This window comes from Mongoliitalea lutea (assembly GCF_014652135.1).
In the GTDB taxonomy this organism is placed as follows: Bacteria; Bacteroidota; Bacteroidia; order Cytophagales; family Cyclobacteriaceae; genus Mongoliitalea; species Mongoliitalea lutea.
Genome location: NZ_BMYF01000002.1, coordinates 16,221 through 31,263 on the forward strand (window position 1 = coordinate 16,221; position 15,043 = coordinate 31,263).

Below are 15,043 nucleotides of genomic sequence, written 5' to 3' on the forward strand. Positions count from 1 at the left end.
ATTTTTTTAAAATCCGTGTTCATGTTGTATTTGGTTGGTATATTTGTTTTTTTTCAAACAAATATTTTAAAAAATGAAAGTAAGCAATAAATATAAGATGTTTTTCGTAATAGCATTCGTGTTTACATTTACAGGATGCGAGGTTACTTCATCAAATCATGAATCTATAAGCTTGATAGGATCTTCAGAGGTAGAATTGGAAGAATCAAATGTAGCAGTCACAATTAATTTTACTGGTAAGAAAAGTGAAAAATCATCATTCGTAACTTTAGTTAAGTCTGGAGTGTTGTCGCAATTTGACCCTAAGTTACAATATGAAAATATGTATCTTGAAGGAGAGGGGAGTTCAAGAGAATTCACCTATTCAATGTCTTTTTTGTTGATTTTAAAAGATATAGCTTCACTTGATGTTATCCTTAAAACAATAGAAAAAGAGAATCTATCGGTTTATGTAAATACAGCTGGGATTTACATCTACCCGGAATCCAGGGGTGAACTATTAACAAAATTATTTGATGAAGCACTGGAAAATGGAATAAAAAGAATTTCTGAGCATGCTAAGAGCAAAGGGAAAGAATATAAAGTTACCGCGGTTGCGGACGCAGATGATTCATTTTCGGCTGTAATCCCCCTAGATGGAATAGCTTACCAAAATAAGCTTTACAAAAAGGTTCAAGTAACCGCAGAGCTTTATTAGTTATTACAATGATTTGAACCATTCCTCATACTTTCTTCCCAAAATTGGCAATGGATTCATTCTTCCATTTACTGCATTCAGTAATCCCATGACCCACATGTAAAGCTCAAGAAATATAGCTACAAAGGCAATCAACCACCCAATGAACGGGATAATTCCAATTATACTAGTGACTATAGCGGTAACTACCAAGCCAAGCATTTGACGGATGTGAAACTTGGCGAATTCATGATTTTTTTCGGCATTCATCACAAAGGCTGCGATAAGGCCTATAAATGTAAGGTATGCAATAATTCCAATTGTTTTACCTGGGATTTCTGATTGTGTTGTTGTTTCCATGGTTTTTTTTGATTGATTGATTAGGTTAAATTTCTCATCTATATAAATGTATTTCCGCTTTCATACCAGTAGTATCTAAACAATAGCATTAACCTCCGATTTCGAGATAATATCAATAAATATCTAATATCTATAAGTATCCGTTTGAAGATGAATGCTCATTTATTTGATTAGTGGCAAAGTAGCGAATAATCATAGTTTTTTCTATTTCCAGCAGTCGCAAGGCTTTGATTGGGTTTCTCCAAATATCTCATAGAATTTATCCAAGGTGTCCCTTTTTTGCTCTTCAGATAGCCTTGGATTACGCTGAATGGATAGTACCGCGTTTTTGAGCTCTTCTAATTCAGATTTTTTCCCTGCATAACAATTTAAGTTACATTGAGCTTCCGCTCTCCTCTTTCTAGCTTCAGTTCCTGAATTATTTTTCAATTCTCTTAAGGCTGTCTGAGCGCCCATAATCTGATGATCAAAGCTAGCTATCAAGAGGTCAAAAACTTCTGTGGTCATCTCCGGAGAGTCATAGCCATTTCCCAAGGCCAAAAGATTATTGGAATCCATGAAGTCTCCCCAATTCTTTTTATTTTGAGCTTCCATTCTACTTCCCATTCCAGAACTCGCTGAGCTGTATAAATCACCACCACCCAGCTGCTCACTTAGATAAGTATTCATCCCTTTATATCCTGCAGTGTTAAATGTGTATTGAAAATCTTCCAAATCAGTTAAAACGACAAGGCTTTCATCATTCATCAATGCAAGGACCAAATAGGCTTTTCCTTGCCCGTCATACATATAGCCAAGTCCACTAAAACCTATCAGTTGCAATGGTTTTGTTCCGCTTTTTTGATGATTGGGCACCTCTGTTAAGTATATAAATACCTTTTTCCGATCAACAACTGCTTCATACTCATCCACCGTAAAACCAAACTTTCTGTAAAATCTCGTTTCTCCAGTTTTCCTAGCCTGCTTAAAAAAGTCAGGAACATTTTCGTTACCAGCATTTCCACCCATAGATGCAAGGTCAAATTTTGTAAAAAAAGCTCCTTCATCCATCTTCATGTATGTAAGCATCAGTTTTTCTTCCATATTGATTAGCTGATGAACAGAGCCTTCCATTCGTTCTCTGCTGAGCATTTCCATAGCTTTTGAATCTTTGATTGCCCAACCCGTCAAACTATTGAGATAGAAATAGGAATTGAATTTACCGTCGGTAGCATGGTATATGGTATAGCTGATTTTTTTATCAAAATTCACAGATCCGGAGGGCTCCTTAAATTTTTCCTCTTTGTCTTGTTTGTCCTTTACAGGATTGATTGGACTAGGAGAAACTTCCACTTGTTGACCTCCAGACTCACTACCCATTGATATAACCACAGCAAAAGAATCACAATCCTTTCGAAACATAGTAAATAGCGGATCATTGGAGTAGCGATTTGCAAATTCCTCGTCACAAGGAACTGACTCTGAATCTTCCTTCATTGACTCCTCATGTACTTTCTCTGCCCTAATGACCCTCCTTTGTTGACCAAAAGAAGGTGAAAAAATTAGGCACCAACATGTAACGTTTCCTATAAAAAAGATCACCCAATATTTCATATCAATTTACCTGAATAAGATTCACTTCGCTCCGTAACTCTATCACTCTTTTTGTCCAGTATTTTTACTTTGAGGTTTCCACTATACCGATTAACAGATCTCATATGCATCCAAAAAAACTCATAAGTAGTTCTCAAATCCTTAGAATCTTCTGTGATGACCATTTTGTATCTTGATCTTCCATCAGAATTATCAAAGTTTACAGGTACCTGATTCCAAGTTTGTGTCATGGTAATCATGGCCTTGGTTGTTAGCGTAGTTTTACCATTATTGATTACAAATTTTGGATAAAATGACTTTGTATTACCTGCTGTAAATTCCAGATTTTGACCTTGGGCTATAGCCATGCTAAAGCCTACTAGTAGAATAAAGTTGATGAAAAAGGCTTTCATAATTATAGTTTTTCTTTGATGATAAGTTTACTTATGTCTATAGCTGCTGCCCTATTTATCGCATTATCATCACTGATATCTGCAAAAAGTGAGAAAGTAAGTCCTTGATTAAATACTTTGAGGCTTTTGTCCGCAGGGATCCAAACAGCCATATCTCCTACTCCGTCAATCCATTCTCTGGTGTTATCTCTTTCCATAAAACCTGCTGCCATTTCCATGGCAAGTTTTTTGGCTTCGGGATCAAGATTTCCTTCATTCACTCGTTGTTCCATAGCTGCTTGGGCATTTTGGATATCCTCATCAGTAATTTCCCGATACATCGCTTTGAAATTTTCGGGGGACATGGTAGATACCCAACTTAACGAAACCATATCCGATTTGTCCGTTTCAATGGTGGTAAATCCTAAATCGGTAATCAGTTTTCTTCCGTTGGTCCATCCATAAGAAACAGAATGGGTTTTAGGATCCTCAAATACTTGTGAATAATCCTTTTCAGCGGTACTGAGGTCATTTCCAGTAACTTTTGCTGCGATTTCTAAGGTCAGCAGGTCATCAAGTTTTCCAGAATATTTCTCAGCATTTTTGATCCCTATTTTTGCAATTGATGACTCAATTTCACTTGATAAAGACTCATTGGATTTTTTATCTCCCGAGCAGGTGTCTACCGCCAACAAAATGGCTAGTGTAGCTGTAGTTAAAATGGTTTTCATAGTTTTTGGATGGTAAATGTTATAAATGCTTGCTGAAAATTAGAGCTCTGTTGACTGTTCATGATATAATATGTCCTTCCCGGCTCCAATTCAGATAATTTGATTCTAAGGGAAGCATCAGGGAGTACTTGGTCAGATACTGATCCAACGGATGTGATTTTTGAATTTACTTGGATTTCCAAGTCATTATTGGCCATTTGAGCGTTTACATCAAACTCAAGGACTCTATCGATGACATGTCTTCCCGCATAGGACAATCGCTCAAGGATTTGATTATTTGGTCCCCGTATGTTTGCTGTTTTTACTGGAGACTCTTGGTTGATTCGTAATGGATTATTGGATGTGGCAGACCACACACGTGTACTTCTGCCATCACGAGGGCGAATCTCAGTAAATGAAGCGCTAGGATTGGTTTTTCCCATCATTCTTACATTAAATTCACCCGCAATGTCTCGATTAGGAAAAAATACTCCAGTCATGATGGCTATGGAAAGTGACTCCACTCTTACCCTATACCTTCCGATAAGATTTGGGTTACTTATGGTCAAAGCTGGCATTGGAGCATTAGATTTTGTAGTTTTTGTCCCCGTCCATGCGCCTTCATTAAGCATAGCTCCCCATCCCCAAATACCTGTAAAATCATTGCCAGTAATTGTAAATTCAAATGAGCCAACCCTTCCACCTTGATTGAATTTACCCTTCAATTTTCTATCCCTTGGGTCATATGTTCCCTCAATTCTATTGGTGTTGCCGTATATGCCGGTAATCTCATTGCCAATCTGATGAAGGAAAATTGGTCCAAAATTAGTATCCCAACGACCCGACCAGACTGCTACTCGAATTCTGCCCGTAGTTTGGACGTTTATACGATTCCCATCCCACTTATCGTTAGGATTTGTGCTATTCCGATTGTTGGTAGTTTGTCCCCAAAACCCTTGAAAAGAAAAATTATTACTTGATCTTGAGCCAGTGTTGACAAATTGTCTATCAAAAAAGAATTTGCCTGTCCAGCTTCCATTAAAGAAATCACCTGTTAATTCTCTTCCCCCATTTCCTATTTCGCCTACAATCGTTCCATTATCTCTGTAATCACCGTACACGATCCCTTGACCGTTGGGCCAACTCTCTTCGATCAATCGAAGTTCTCCATAAGTTGAGCTATGAGTTCCTGCCCAGATTTGGGCAAAAGTGTCCTGTATTCCCCCGCTGATAATCAGCAGGAGAACAATTAAAAGTGTCTTTTTCATATTTTTTTAAATTTTTACAAACTCCACTCTTCTATTCTGGGCTTTACCTTCTGAGGTTGTATTGGGAGCTATAGGCTGTGATTGGCCTTTACCATCCGTTTCCATTCGGGAAGCATCTATTCCAAAATCTTGGGTCAGTGCTTTTTTTACTGCTTCTGCTCGTTTTTTCGAGAGCTCAAGGTTAAGTTTTTCCGAACCATCACTATCCGTATGACCAAAAATCTGAACCCTTACCGTTGGGTTTTGCTGTAAAGTCTCAGCAATTTCTTTGAGTACACCATAGGAAGAAGTCTTTAAGACATCCGAACCACTATCAAATGTGATACTGTTGGTGACAAATCGTCCTTCTGTAATTAGTTTACTTCGTGTATCAGGATCGCCTTCGGCTAGTTTAAAATCAGAAACAAATAAATCACCACTCCAATAGTTGGTCATGAAAAGTAAGGCGTAGTTTAGATCTGGCGAAAATGCTCTTGGGATATCAAAAACTTTATTGTCGTCCACATAAACTCTCAATCTAGTACCTTGCCTCCACATAGATATTCTATAGATTGCCAAAAAATCACCATCTCTTTGACCTCGATTTTGTATTTCTGTACCCGTAGATGATTTTGAGTAAAATGAATACATTATCTCATTAGCTAAAGGGTGAGCATCTACAATGACTTGAGGGTATCCTCCAAAATGAAGATCATATGCCATTCTATCGGACATTTCTTCAACGAAAATAGATTTAAATCCACCCATGTTATTAGAAAAATCCTCACTTACCGTGATATTGAATTCTAGCGTGAAGTTTTGAGGAACCCTATTTACAAAGTCTGGAATAAAATGGCCTGAATTGGGAAGGTATAACCACTTGGTATCGTCTTCATCAAATAGGACGACTTCACCAGTAGCATTTGTATTCCAATCTACAGGAAAGTCTCCCAGGCTCACCCGCTCAAAATTATCGTAAGCAATCACCTTTTCTCCAGAGACAAAGTCAAATTTGGAATTGACGCTTTTTCGTGCGGAATTCCCCGAGTTAGTAGTGCTTCCCCTTTCATTTGATTGGTTATTCTGATTATTTGGTTCATTCCAAGTGTTATCTTCTTGTGATGAACCTGCATTCCCCTTTTTATCTCTTTTTCGGAATAAGCTACCGATACCTTCTTCGATTTTGTTGAGCGCTCCATCCACTCCTTGTTCAGATCGATTCTCTACACGATTGGTAGTTTGATCTTTGGATCGTTGGATTACCCTTTTACCTACATTTTCCTGCGCAAACACTTCACAAGAAAAAACCACTAAGAGCATCCATAGAAAAGTTTTTTTCATAACATTCAAAGTTTATTTTGTTTGGAATTTATAGTTAGTATCCAAACTTTGTCTAGGTAAACCTCTGCTTTAAAAATTTTTTTGAAAATATTTTTAGCTTAACTTTTAATAAATTTTCCTAGGGAAGGTTTACCTGCTACTATATATAACATCAATAGGTTAGATGTGGAAGAATTAGTCAAACAGTTAAAGTCAGGGGATCAAAGAGCAATAGGCAAAGTGTATGAGGCTTATAGAAAGCCCTTCTTTGACTTTGCTAAGCGCTATAATTTAGACTATGGCATTATAGAAGATACCTACCAAGATGTCATATTGGCCTTGGTTGAGAATGCTATGAAAGGTAAACTGGACAACTTATCTAGTAGTCTTAAGACCTATGTCTTTGCCATTGGGAAGTATATGATTTTCCAACGGTTGAGAAAGATTAATTCGGGGCCTTATCTTCTTGCTGAATTGCCCGAGTCTTTGGAATGGGATGATCACGAAGAACATGCAGAACTCGAACAAGTCAAACTACTAGAAAAATACTTATCCAGCTTAGGAGATCGCTGTCGAGAAATCATCAATCTCAGCTATTACCAGCAAAAATCAGCTGATGACATTACTCAAATCTTAAATTACCCCAATAAGGAAACCCTTAAAAGCCAAAAATCAAGATGTCTACAGCATCTAAAAAAAATGTTTCAAAGCCATGGAAAAGGATAAATCAGATCTACTTGATCTATACATAGGAAACAAGCTTCTTGAACAGGATAGAGAAGCTTTTGAAAACGAGCTCAAGAGTAATCCCGAGCTTCAAGAGGAATTAAACTTTAGAAAAAATCTACTCATTGCTGCTACACTTCAGGAAAGAAAAAGGCTTAAAGCAATTTTACAGGAAAAAGCTTTTGAAAATCACGCAAAAGAAAAAAACCAATGGAAGCTTGCAGCATCGGTAGCTGGAATATTGATTTCACTCTCCATAATCTTTTTTATTTTCAACAAAAAATCTGATCGAGAAGCACTTTTTTTGGCTTATTATGAAACCTTTCCGAACATTGAAGCACCTACTGTCAGGGGAGATGCTGATTTCAATGGTTTATCTGAGGCTTTTTTAGCTTATGATAATGAAGAGTTTGAACTTGCGAAGCTTCTATTTTATGACCATTACCAGCTTCATGGTGATGAAGTCAGCGCCTTTTATGCGGCCATGTCAGCCCTCGAAATAGGTGAATTCGAAGAGTCTTACGATTTATTAGTAACTATCCAAAACAGCTGTCAGGAATCTTATCAAGTCCCTGTGATGTGGTATATCTCATTAATTCAAATCAAGCAAAACAATACGGATGAAGCTGTAAAGCATCTAAAAGAACTAGCACAAATTGACCATCCTCTATCATCCAAGGCCGAAGAGATAATTCAAAAGCTACGCTGATTTTTCTTTCGTTTCTTTACTATATAATAGTACACCGCTAGTAGAAGAAGGAAACTGCTCAGTAAAATTAAGGGAAACCTATCCTGCTTTTGGATAGGTTCCGAGCTCCCATTAAGCACAAATCCAGCCCAAAAATACGGATGTGACTTCAAGGGGAATTTCTCGATGAATGTAAGTTTTGCTAATCTAAGCGCTTCATCTTTAAACTTACCTTCTTTGAGAAACTGATAAAAAAAACTCATCAACAGCTCAGTCTCTTTGTCAGGAACAGCCCATAAACTATAAACCGTAGCAAAAGCTCCGGCGAAACTTAGTGCTTTGCCTAGACCCATGATCCCCTCTCCTGGCTCTAGGCTACCTATCCCAGAATTACAAGCACTTAAGACCACAAGGTCTGCTGGAAAATTGAGTTTGTAGAGTTCATGAAAGTACAACCGCTCTTCATTGGAAAAAATCAAAGAGGAATTTTCAAATGTAAATGGATCCTGTTCGGCATGTAGTGCTAAATGCTGTACCTGATAATTAGTAAGATTGGCTAAAAAACTTGCTTTGTCAGCTTCTGGCCCAATTAGAAAATCTCCTTTCATTTGGCTTGCTATTTCCAATGCTTCTTTTTGATTGTTCTTAATTCCAGAAAATTTATTAGTTAGGTAATTTGGTGCATAAGCAACAAGAAACTTTGATTTCTTAGGAGCCTTTAATGATTTCTGAACACTTACATGCTTGAGAGAGTGTGCATAGCTGATCGCATGCTTCTTCACTAACAACTCTGAATTAGCATCCATCAAGGTCTCCATTGGTATAAAATGTAACTCCCCATTTGGGATAAAAATCAGGTTTTCTTTGGCTCTTAAATCAAGAGGAGCAATCAACCAATCATGTAGCCTTTTTGCTGTAGCTTGTGGATTACATTTTGGATTTCCAAGGCAAGCTTTATGAGTGTTCAATTCTTCGATAATCAAAGAAGTCTTACCTAGATTTTTAATGCTCAAAGCGTCTTTACTAACTTTAAGTCCAAAAACATCCGATTTAGTAACATAATACTTGATCATCTGATCACTACTCTTTAATAAACCCTGTATTTCAGATAAATCAACACCAGAATTTATGAATTGAAGATTTTGGTTTCTAATTGATGTGATTTTGTTATTCACTTGTTGTAATTGATTTTTTCGAAAAACCAATTCTAGGTTTTCCTCCGAATCATCTACTTGAGACAGGTAATTGATCGCAATACTGAGGTCGTTTTTTTGCTTCAAAAATTCTAAATCACCAGATAAATTTTCAGCATTTTTACTCAAAAACTCCTTTAAATAATGCTGAGAGTCAATAATTTCTAGTTGCTGCACAACTGATTTCAAATAGCTCTCTTCAAATGATTTATCCTGAGCCATCAGCCTAAACAATCCTTCTGAAATTGAATTTTGCGTATAGGCCAATGCAGGATTATAGGCTTCTTTTAAGTAATAATTTTCAAATGATCGTGCCGCCAAGCAATATAAATTAAATGAAATTTCTCTCAATGTTTCATTTCCTGGAATTAGACTTAGTTCAAAAAAGATGTATCCAGCTTTAATTAAAATATCGATATGAAATGGATTATTTTTGCCTCCAAGATCTGACAAATCCAATCGCTGTAAATCTTTTAACTGTAATGGTTTAGCAGTCCATTCACTAAATACATTGACAAGTAGCTGTTTACTTTTATCATAATCTCCCAACCAAAAAAGCAATTCAGATTGAATAATATTCAACGTTAATTCACTTGTGCCAAATTTATTATTTTCAAAATACTCCAATGCTTTTAAACAGTATTCCAGTGCTTGTTTATATTTCTTGTCATTATGCAGAGCAATGGAAATATTTGCATTCATTTTCATGACGAAGAATGATGATGGATTGAATTGGCTCATCTGTTTATAGAAAAAAATCGATTGTTCGTAATTGCCCGTGGTTTTGAACATATACCCCAATGCTTCTAGGGAGGCTAAGAAATAACCATCTAAACCTTTAAGATTGTATTTTTTTGTTTCTGGAAAATATGCAACGAGTTCATGCCAACTTAAGAGTGCTTCATTGGTGCTTAAAAGCGTTGCTTCATATGAAATTTTAGAATGAAGGTACTTAATCTTAAATTTAACCAATTGTGCACGGTCATTTTTTAGTACACTTTCCACGTACCCTGCATAGGTTGTAAACTTTTCCATATAAATGGAAGCTTTTTTTAAATCACCATATTGAATGAAAGTGTGCCTGATATTACTGAAACTGGTGGTCAAATTATCGATGTCATCGAAATAATTGTTGTACCAAAGTTCAAAAGCCCTCTCATAATGATACATTCCCTCAATAGAATTTCCAATCATTTCCACTGAATAAGCAAGGTCATTGTGAGCAAGAGCTAATAAACTTAAATCTGCAGCTGGGTAATCTTGGAGGATTTTCACTGCCTGCCTAAGGTAATCGACTGCTTTGACGTAATTTTCCAATTCTATGTGAATAAGGCCTAGATCTTTTAACACGGCAGCTCGTTCATTTGATAAATCTTTAGCTGGGTCAAGGGAATTTAAATATGAAATTGCTAGCTCAAGTGCCTGTTTATATTCACCCTTTTGCATGAGTTCTTCATAGGTGATTTTCTCTATCAAATTATCGTTCTGTAAGAATTCATGAGATCTTACTGAAAAGCTACTTAAAGGTAAAAGCAGAAAAAAAGCCACAAATAATTTCATAAAACAATGAAAATAAGAAGATCTTAAATTTAATCAAAAAAGTGGTTTTTAGAAATTTATTATGAATCAAACGATGTTATTTCAATAATTCTAAGAACGGATGAACCTCAAACGGATTGCAGAGGTTATATTCCCATAAAGCTATTAATAAAATTATGCAATCACTTGAAAATAAAACCGCATTTATCACCGGAGGTACCAAAGGAATAGGCTATGGAATCGCGGCTGCATTAATGCAGGAGGGAATGAAAGTAGCCATCACGGGCCGAACTCAGGAAGCGGCAGATTCTGCAGCCGCCGAACTCAATAAACTTGGAAAAGGAGAAGCTATCGGCATCGCTGCTGATGTTCGCAATTACGAATCTCAGGAAAAAGCCGTTGCTTTGATGATGGAAAAGTGGGGAAGACTGGACCTGCTGGTGGCTAATGCTGGTTTGGGGCATTTTGCTTCCATTCAGGAGATGACTTTGGAACAGTGGCACGAGACCATTGATACCAACTTAACGGGTGTTTTCTATAGCTTGAAGGCTTCTTTGGAAGGCTTGAAAGCTTCTAAAGGCTACTTTATCAGCATCTCCAGTTTAGCCGGTACTAATTTCTTTGCGAAGGGTTCTGCTTACAATGCCAGTAAATTTGGCTTAACAGGATTTACACAAGCAGCTATGTTGGATTTGAGAAATGAAGGAATCCGCTGCACAACCATCATGCCTGGTTCGGTGGCAACTTACTTTAATAACCATGTGCCAAATGATGCTGATGCTTGGAAAATACAGATTGAAGATATCGGACAGATGGTGGTAGATTTGATGCAAATGCACCCACGTACGCTTCCAAGCAAAATCGAGGTGCGTCCAAGCATGCCTGGGTGAGTTTCTCGCAAAGGCGCAGTTGGGTTTCACGCGAAGTCGCAAAGGCGCAGTTGGTTTCGTCCAGAGTTGCAAGCTTGCAATTAGGTTTCACGCAAATCCGCTAGTCTGCAGTTTCGATTTGTTGAAGATTACTAGCAAGAAAGAGAGTTTAGTGATAAATCTCAATTTCATAGAACTATTAATAAATTAAAAAGGAGCTTGCAAAATGATATTCATCGTGCAAACTCCTCTTTTTTTTGCGGCTTTGCGAGAACTAGAACTACAATACCCCCTTTGTACTCGGCAACTGATTTAATGCCGCTAAATCACGCTTAACGGCCATTTTGATGGCTCGGGCGAGGCCTTTGAAGATGGCTTCGATTTTGTGGTGTTCGTTGTCTCCTTCGGCTTTGATGTTGAGGTTGCACTTGGCAGTGTCGGAGAAGCTTTTGAAGAAATGGAAGAACATTTCGGTTGGCATATCTCCGATTTTTTCACGCTTGAAGGTTGCATCCCATACCATCCAAGGCCTTCCACCAAAGTCAATGGCCACTTGCGCCAATACATCGTCCATTGGCAATAAAAAGCCGTAGCGGTAGATTCCTTTTTTATCGCCCAATGCTTTCAAATAAGCTTCACCCAACGCTAAAGCTGTATCTTCAATGGTGTGGTGCTCGTCTATGTGAAGGTCCCCGTTAACTTTAATTGTAAGGTCTGTACCTCCATGCTTCCCTAATTGCTCTAACATATGGTCAAAGAAAGGAAGGCCTGTTTCAATGTGGCATACTCCTGTTCCATCCAAATTGACTTCAATATGAATATCAGTCTCTGAAGTTTTTCTGGATACACTTGCTTTTCGGGCAGGCAAACGAAGAAATTGATAAATCTCATCCCAATCTTGAGTGCTTAAACTGGCTTCTGCGTTGGGCTCGCCGATAAAGATGGCCTGACAACCAAGATTTTTAGCTAATTGTACATCTGTCTTTCGGTCTCCAATGACGTAGGAATTTGCTAAGTCGTAATCACCGGTAAGGTATTCCTTTAGCATGCCAATTCCAGGCTTGCGGTTGGGGTGATTATCAGACTCGAAGTGAGGATCGATGTGAATTTTCGTGAAAGTTACGCCTTCATTTTCTAAGGTTCGCAACATCTTGTTGTGCGCCGGCCAAAAGGTTTCTTCTGGGAAAGAGGCTGTTCCCAAACCATCTTGATTGCTGACCATGACCAATTCGAAGTCTGTTTCTTCCGCAATCTTCCGAAGATTGGAAATAGCTTTGGGGATAAATTCTAGTTTTTCTAAACTATCTATTTGAAAATCAATCGGTGGTTCTACGATGATGGTACCATCCCGATCGATAAAAAGGACTTTTTTCATAGGTTTAAGGAGATTTTTTGGGACTGCTCAATAGTTTTCATGCAATCGAGTAAAGCTTGATTTTCTTCTGCTGTTCCTACAGTAATTCGCAGGCAATCATCACAAAGCAAAACTTTGGAACGGTCTCTGACAATGATTTGCTGTTGGATCAAGGCTTCGTACCAAGCTTTGGCTTCCTTGATTTTCACCAAGACGAAATTGGCATGACTTGGATAGATATGTTGCACACTATCCAGCTGATTTAATTCCTGCACTAACAAAGCCCTGTTCTCCAAAATCATTTGGATCAAACGTGGGAGTTCATCAGCTTTAGCGAGGGAATCGAGAACTTTTTGCTGCGTCAGTCCTGAGATATTATAGGGAGGCTTAATCAAGTTTAAGATTCGAATGATGTCTTCTGAGGCAAATGCCATTCCAATGCGGAGATTTGCTAAACCCCAAGCCTTGGAAAAGGTCTGCATGACCAATAAGTTGGGGTAGGAGTCCAGATCTGTAGTGAAGCTCGGTTCATCCGAGAAGTCAATATATGCCTCATCCACGACCACTAAACCCGGGAAGTTTTTAAGCAAAAACTCGATATCCGATCGATTCACTTTATTGCCCGAAGGATTATTGGGGCTACAGATGAAGAGAATTTTAGAATTGGCATCTGCTGCCGCCAGAATTTTTTCAGGTTGTAATTGAAAATCGGCTAGTAATGGCACTCTAATAATAGCAATATCATTCACTGCTGCACTGACTTCATACATGCCATAAGTTGGCGGTAAGATCAGGATATTGTCAATACCTGGTCTGCAAAATGCCCGCATCAATAAGTCAATCGCTTCATCGGAGCCATTTCCCAAGAAAATCTGACCAGGTCTGACGCCTTTGATTGGTGCTAATGTGGCCTTGATATCTTGTTGGTAAGGATCAGGATAGCGGTTGAAGGCTTCGCCAGTCAGTGCACTGTAGGGATTTTCATTGGCATCTAAGAAAATACCATCTTTTCCAGAATATTCATCCCGAGCCGAAGAATAAGGCTTGATCCCCAAGATGTGGGGTCTCAAGAGTTTTTGTAGGTCGAAGCTCATGACTTTTTCTTTTCCAAGTATTCCAATCGAATGGTCACTGCGTTTTTGTGTGCTTCCAATTGTTCATTGGCCGCCATTAACTCCACTGTCGGACCTAAGTTTTGAATACCTTGTGCTGTGATTTTTTGATAAGTAATTTTCTTAATAAAGGAATCCAAGGAAACACCGGAGTAGTTACGCGCATAGCCATAGGTAGGCAAGGTATGATTGGTGCCTGAGGCATAATCCCCTGCGGATTCAGGGGTATAATTTCCAATAAAGATTGAACCTGCATTTACAATGCTATTCACTACCTGATCTTCATTTTCTACGCAGATAATTAAGTGTTCAGGAGCATAGAAGTTGATTAATTCAACAGCAGTTTTTTCTACTGGCATAATCACAGCTACAGAATTATCTAAAGCCTTTTTAGCGATATCTTTTCTTGGAAGTTTTTCCAATTGGTTTTCTACTTCTTTCAATACCTTGTGGGCGATTTTTTCAGAGCTAGCAACAAGTACCACCTGTGAATCTACACCATGTTCGGCTTGGGATAGCAGGTCTGAGGCTACAAATGCAGGTACTGCTGTTTGATCTGCGTACACTAAAACCTCTGATGGTCCAGCAGGCATATCGATTGCTACCCCCTTTTTTACCGCTAGTTGCTTGGCCGCTGTGACATACTGATTTCCAGGTCCGAAGATTTTATCTACCTTCGGTACTGACTCTGTACCATAAGTCAAGGCCGCAACCGCTTGTGCACCACCTGCTTTGACAATTTTATCGATTCCGATCAAGTCAGCAGTGTATAAAATGGCTGGATGGATATTTCCTTCTTTGTTAGGAGGGGTACATAACACCACCTCTTCGCAGCCTGCAATATTGGCTGGAATTCCCAACATCAAGACGGTAGAAAATAAGGGTGCTGTACCACCCGGTATGTATAATCCAACCTTTTGAATGGCCACTGATTTACGCATGCATGTGACTCCTTCCATTACCTCCATTACAAGGTTGGGAGTTTGCTGGGCTGCATGGAATTTTTCTATATTTTCTTTGGCAATGAGAATAGCTTCTTTCAAAGCGGGATCTACCATAGCCTTTGCAGCTACGATTTCTTCTCTAGTGACCAGCAAATTCTTGATTTGTACATGGTCATATTCCAAAGCAAATTTCTTCAACGCCTTATCACCGGAACGCTTGACTTTTCTCAGGATAGGCTTGACAATTTTCTCAATGTCTTTTGTCTTTTGAACAGGTCTTTCCAAAATGGATTCCCATTCACTGACTTTAGGGTTGATGACTATTTTCATAATGCGTTTTT

Annotated in this window: 14 protein-coding genes; 4 read left to right on the forward strand and 10 right to left on the reverse strand. The window is 38.3% G+C overall.

Going from position 1 to position 15,043, the window contains the following annotated elements:
* Positions 1-73 precede the first annotated feature (73 nt).
* Entirely contained in the window at positions 74-697 is a 624-nt protein-coding gene (locus IE080_RS01770) for a general transcription factor IIH subunit TFB4 family protein (protein ID WP_189578724.1), read from the forward strand.
* Between the two features lie 3 nt (positions 698-700).
* Here the strand turns inward: IE080_RS01770 and IE080_RS01775 are convergent, their stop codons facing one another.
* From IE080_RS01775 to IE080_RS01800, 6 genes are all read right to left on the reverse strand, one after another.
* A complete protein-coding gene (locus IE080_RS01775) occupies positions 701-1,036 on the reverse strand; it encodes a DUF4870 domain-containing protein (RefSeq protein WP_189578725.1) in 336 nt (111 codons plus the stop codon).
* Positions 1,037-1,240: 204 nt separating this feature from the next.
* The gene (locus IE080_RS01780; protein WP_189578726.1) at positions 1,241-2,512 is read right to left on the reverse strand and encodes a hypothetical protein; all 1,272 of its coding nucleotides are present in this window, start codon (positions 2,510-2,512) and stop codon (positions 1,241-1,243) included.
* Positions 2,513-2,625: 113 nt separating this feature from the next.
* Positions 2,626-3,021: a hypothetical protein gene (locus IE080_RS01785; RefSeq protein WP_189578727.1), complete on the reverse strand. Its 396-nt coding sequence runs from the start codon at positions 3,019-3,021 to the stop codon at positions 2,626-2,628.
* Positions 3,022-3,023: 2 nt separating this feature from the next.
* Positions 3,024-3,731, reverse strand: a complete 708-nt coding sequence (locus IE080_RS01790; protein WP_189578728.1) for a hypothetical protein — start codon at positions 3,729-3,731, stop codon at positions 3,024-3,026.
* Complete coding sequence (locus IE080_RS01795) at positions 3,728-4,978, reverse strand: hypothetical protein (RefSeq protein WP_189578729.1); 1,251 nt, start codon at positions 4,976-4,978, stop codon at positions 3,728-3,730. Before IE080_RS01795 ends, IE080_RS01790 begins: the two co-directional genes overlap by 4 nt.
* 6 nt (positions 4,979-4,984) lie before the next feature.
* Positions 4,985-6,298 (reverse strand): OmpA family protein, encoded by a 1,314-nt coding sequence (locus tag IE080_RS01800; protein ID WP_189578730.1) that lies wholly within the window; start codon positions 6,296-6,298, stop codon positions 4,985-4,987.
* Between the two features lie 165 nt (positions 6,299-6,463).
* Between IE080_RS01800 and IE080_RS01805 the strand changes: the two genes are divergently transcribed.
* Positions 6,464-7,003, forward strand: a complete 540-nt coding sequence (locus tag IE080_RS01805; RefSeq protein WP_189578731.1) for an RNA polymerase sigma factor — start codon at positions 6,464-6,466, stop codon at positions 7,001-7,003.
* Positions 6,990-7,712 carry a hypothetical protein gene (locus tag IE080_RS01810; protein ID WP_189578732.1) on the forward strand — a complete coding sequence of 241 codons (723 nt, stop codon included), beginning with the start codon at positions 6,990-6,992 and terminating at the stop codon, positions 7,710-7,712. The genes IE080_RS01805 and IE080_RS01810 overlap by 14 nt, the downstream gene beginning before the upstream one ends.
* On the opposite strand, the gene IE080_RS01815 is transcribed toward IE080_RS01810, so the two are convergent.
* Positions 7,697-10,360: a CHAT domain-containing protein gene (locus tag IE080_RS01815; RefSeq protein ID WP_229800450.1), complete on the reverse strand. Its 2,664-nt coding sequence runs from the start codon at positions 10,358-10,360 to the stop codon at positions 7,697-7,699. The two genes, IE080_RS01810 and IE080_RS01815, sit on opposite strands and share 16 nt — an antisense overlap.
* A gap of 239 nt (positions 10,361-10,599) precedes the next feature.
* On the opposite strand from IE080_RS01815, the gene IE080_RS01820 reads away from it, so the two are divergent.
* Positions 10,600-11,313: an SDR family oxidoreductase gene (locus IE080_RS01820; RefSeq protein ID WP_189578734.1), complete on the forward strand. Its 714-nt coding sequence runs from the start codon at positions 10,600-10,602 to the stop codon at positions 11,311-11,313.
* 259 nt (positions 11,314-11,572) lie between these two features.
* Here the strand turns inward: IE080_RS01820 and hisB are convergent, their stop codons facing one another.
* From hisB to hisD, 3 genes are read right to left on the reverse strand one after another with little or no spacing between them, the layout of a single operon-like run.
* Positions 11,573-12,667 carry a bifunctional histidinol-phosphatase/imidazoleglycerol-phosphate dehydratase HisB gene (gene hisB / locus IE080_RS01825; RefSeq protein ID WP_189578735.1) on the reverse strand — a complete coding sequence of 365 codons (1,095 nt, stop codon included), beginning with the start codon at positions 12,665-12,667 and terminating at the stop codon, positions 11,573-11,575.
* A complete protein-coding gene (gene hisC / locus IE080_RS01830) occupies positions 12,664-13,740 on the reverse strand; it encodes a histidinol-phosphate transaminase (protein ID WP_189578736.1) in 1,077 nt (358 codons plus the stop codon). The genes hisB and hisC overlap by 4 nt, the downstream gene beginning before the upstream one ends.
* Positions 13,737-15,032 (reverse strand): histidinol dehydrogenase, encoded by a 1,296-nt coding sequence (gene hisD / locus IE080_RS01835; protein WP_189578737.1) that lies wholly within the window; start codon positions 15,030-15,032, stop codon positions 13,737-13,739. The genes hisC and hisD overlap by 4 nt, the downstream gene beginning before the upstream one ends.
* Positions 15,033-15,043 lie beyond the last annotated feature (11 nt).

Bases quoted from the DNA above. Each gene is read 5' to 3' on its own strand.
- IE080_RS01780 (WP_189578726.1), bottom strand. From the start codon at position 2,512: ATGAAGGAAGATTCAGAGTCAGTTCCTTGTGACGAGGAATTTGCAAAT.
- IE080_RS01795 (WP_189578729.1), bottom strand. From the start codon at position 4,978: ATGAAAAAGACACTTTTAATTGTTCTCCTGCTGATTATCAGCGGGGGA.
- IE080_RS01820 (WP_189578734.1), top strand. From the start codon at position 10,600: ATGCAATCACTTGAAAATAAAACCGCATTTATCACCGGAGGTACCAAA.
- IE080_RS01800 (WP_189578730.1), bottom strand. From the start codon at position 6,298: ATGAAAAAAACTTTTCTATGGATGCTCTTAGTGGTTTTTTCTTGTGAA.
- IE080_RS01770 (WP_189578724.1), top strand. From the start codon at position 74: ATGAAAGTAAGCAATAAATATAAGATGTTTTTCGTAATAGCATTCGTG.
- hisD (WP_189578737.1), bottom strand. From the start codon at position 15,032: ATGAAAATAGTCATCAACCCTAAAGTCAGTGAATGGGAATCCATTTTG.
- IE080_RS01785 (WP_189578727.1), bottom strand. From the start codon at position 3,021: ATGAAAGCCTTTTTCATCAACTTTATTCTACTAGTAGGCTTTAGCATG.
- hisC (WP_189578736.1), bottom strand. From the start codon at position 13,740: ATGAGCTTCGACCTACAAAAACTCTTGAGACCCCACATCTTGGGGATC.
- IE080_RS01790 (WP_189578728.1), bottom strand. From the start codon at position 3,731: ATGAAAACCATTTTAACTACAGCTACACTAGCCATTTTGTTGGCGGTA.
- IE080_RS01810 (WP_189578732.1), top strand. From the start codon at position 6,990: ATGGAAAAGGATAAATCAGATCTACTTGATCTATACATAGGAAACAAG.
- IE080_RS01775 (WP_189578725.1), bottom strand. From the start codon at position 1,036: ATGGAAACAACAACACAATCAGAAATCCCAGGTAAAACAATTGGAATT.
- hisB (WP_189578735.1), bottom strand. From the start codon at position 12,667: ATGAAAAAAGTCCTTTTTATCGATCGGGATGGTACCATCATCGTAGAA.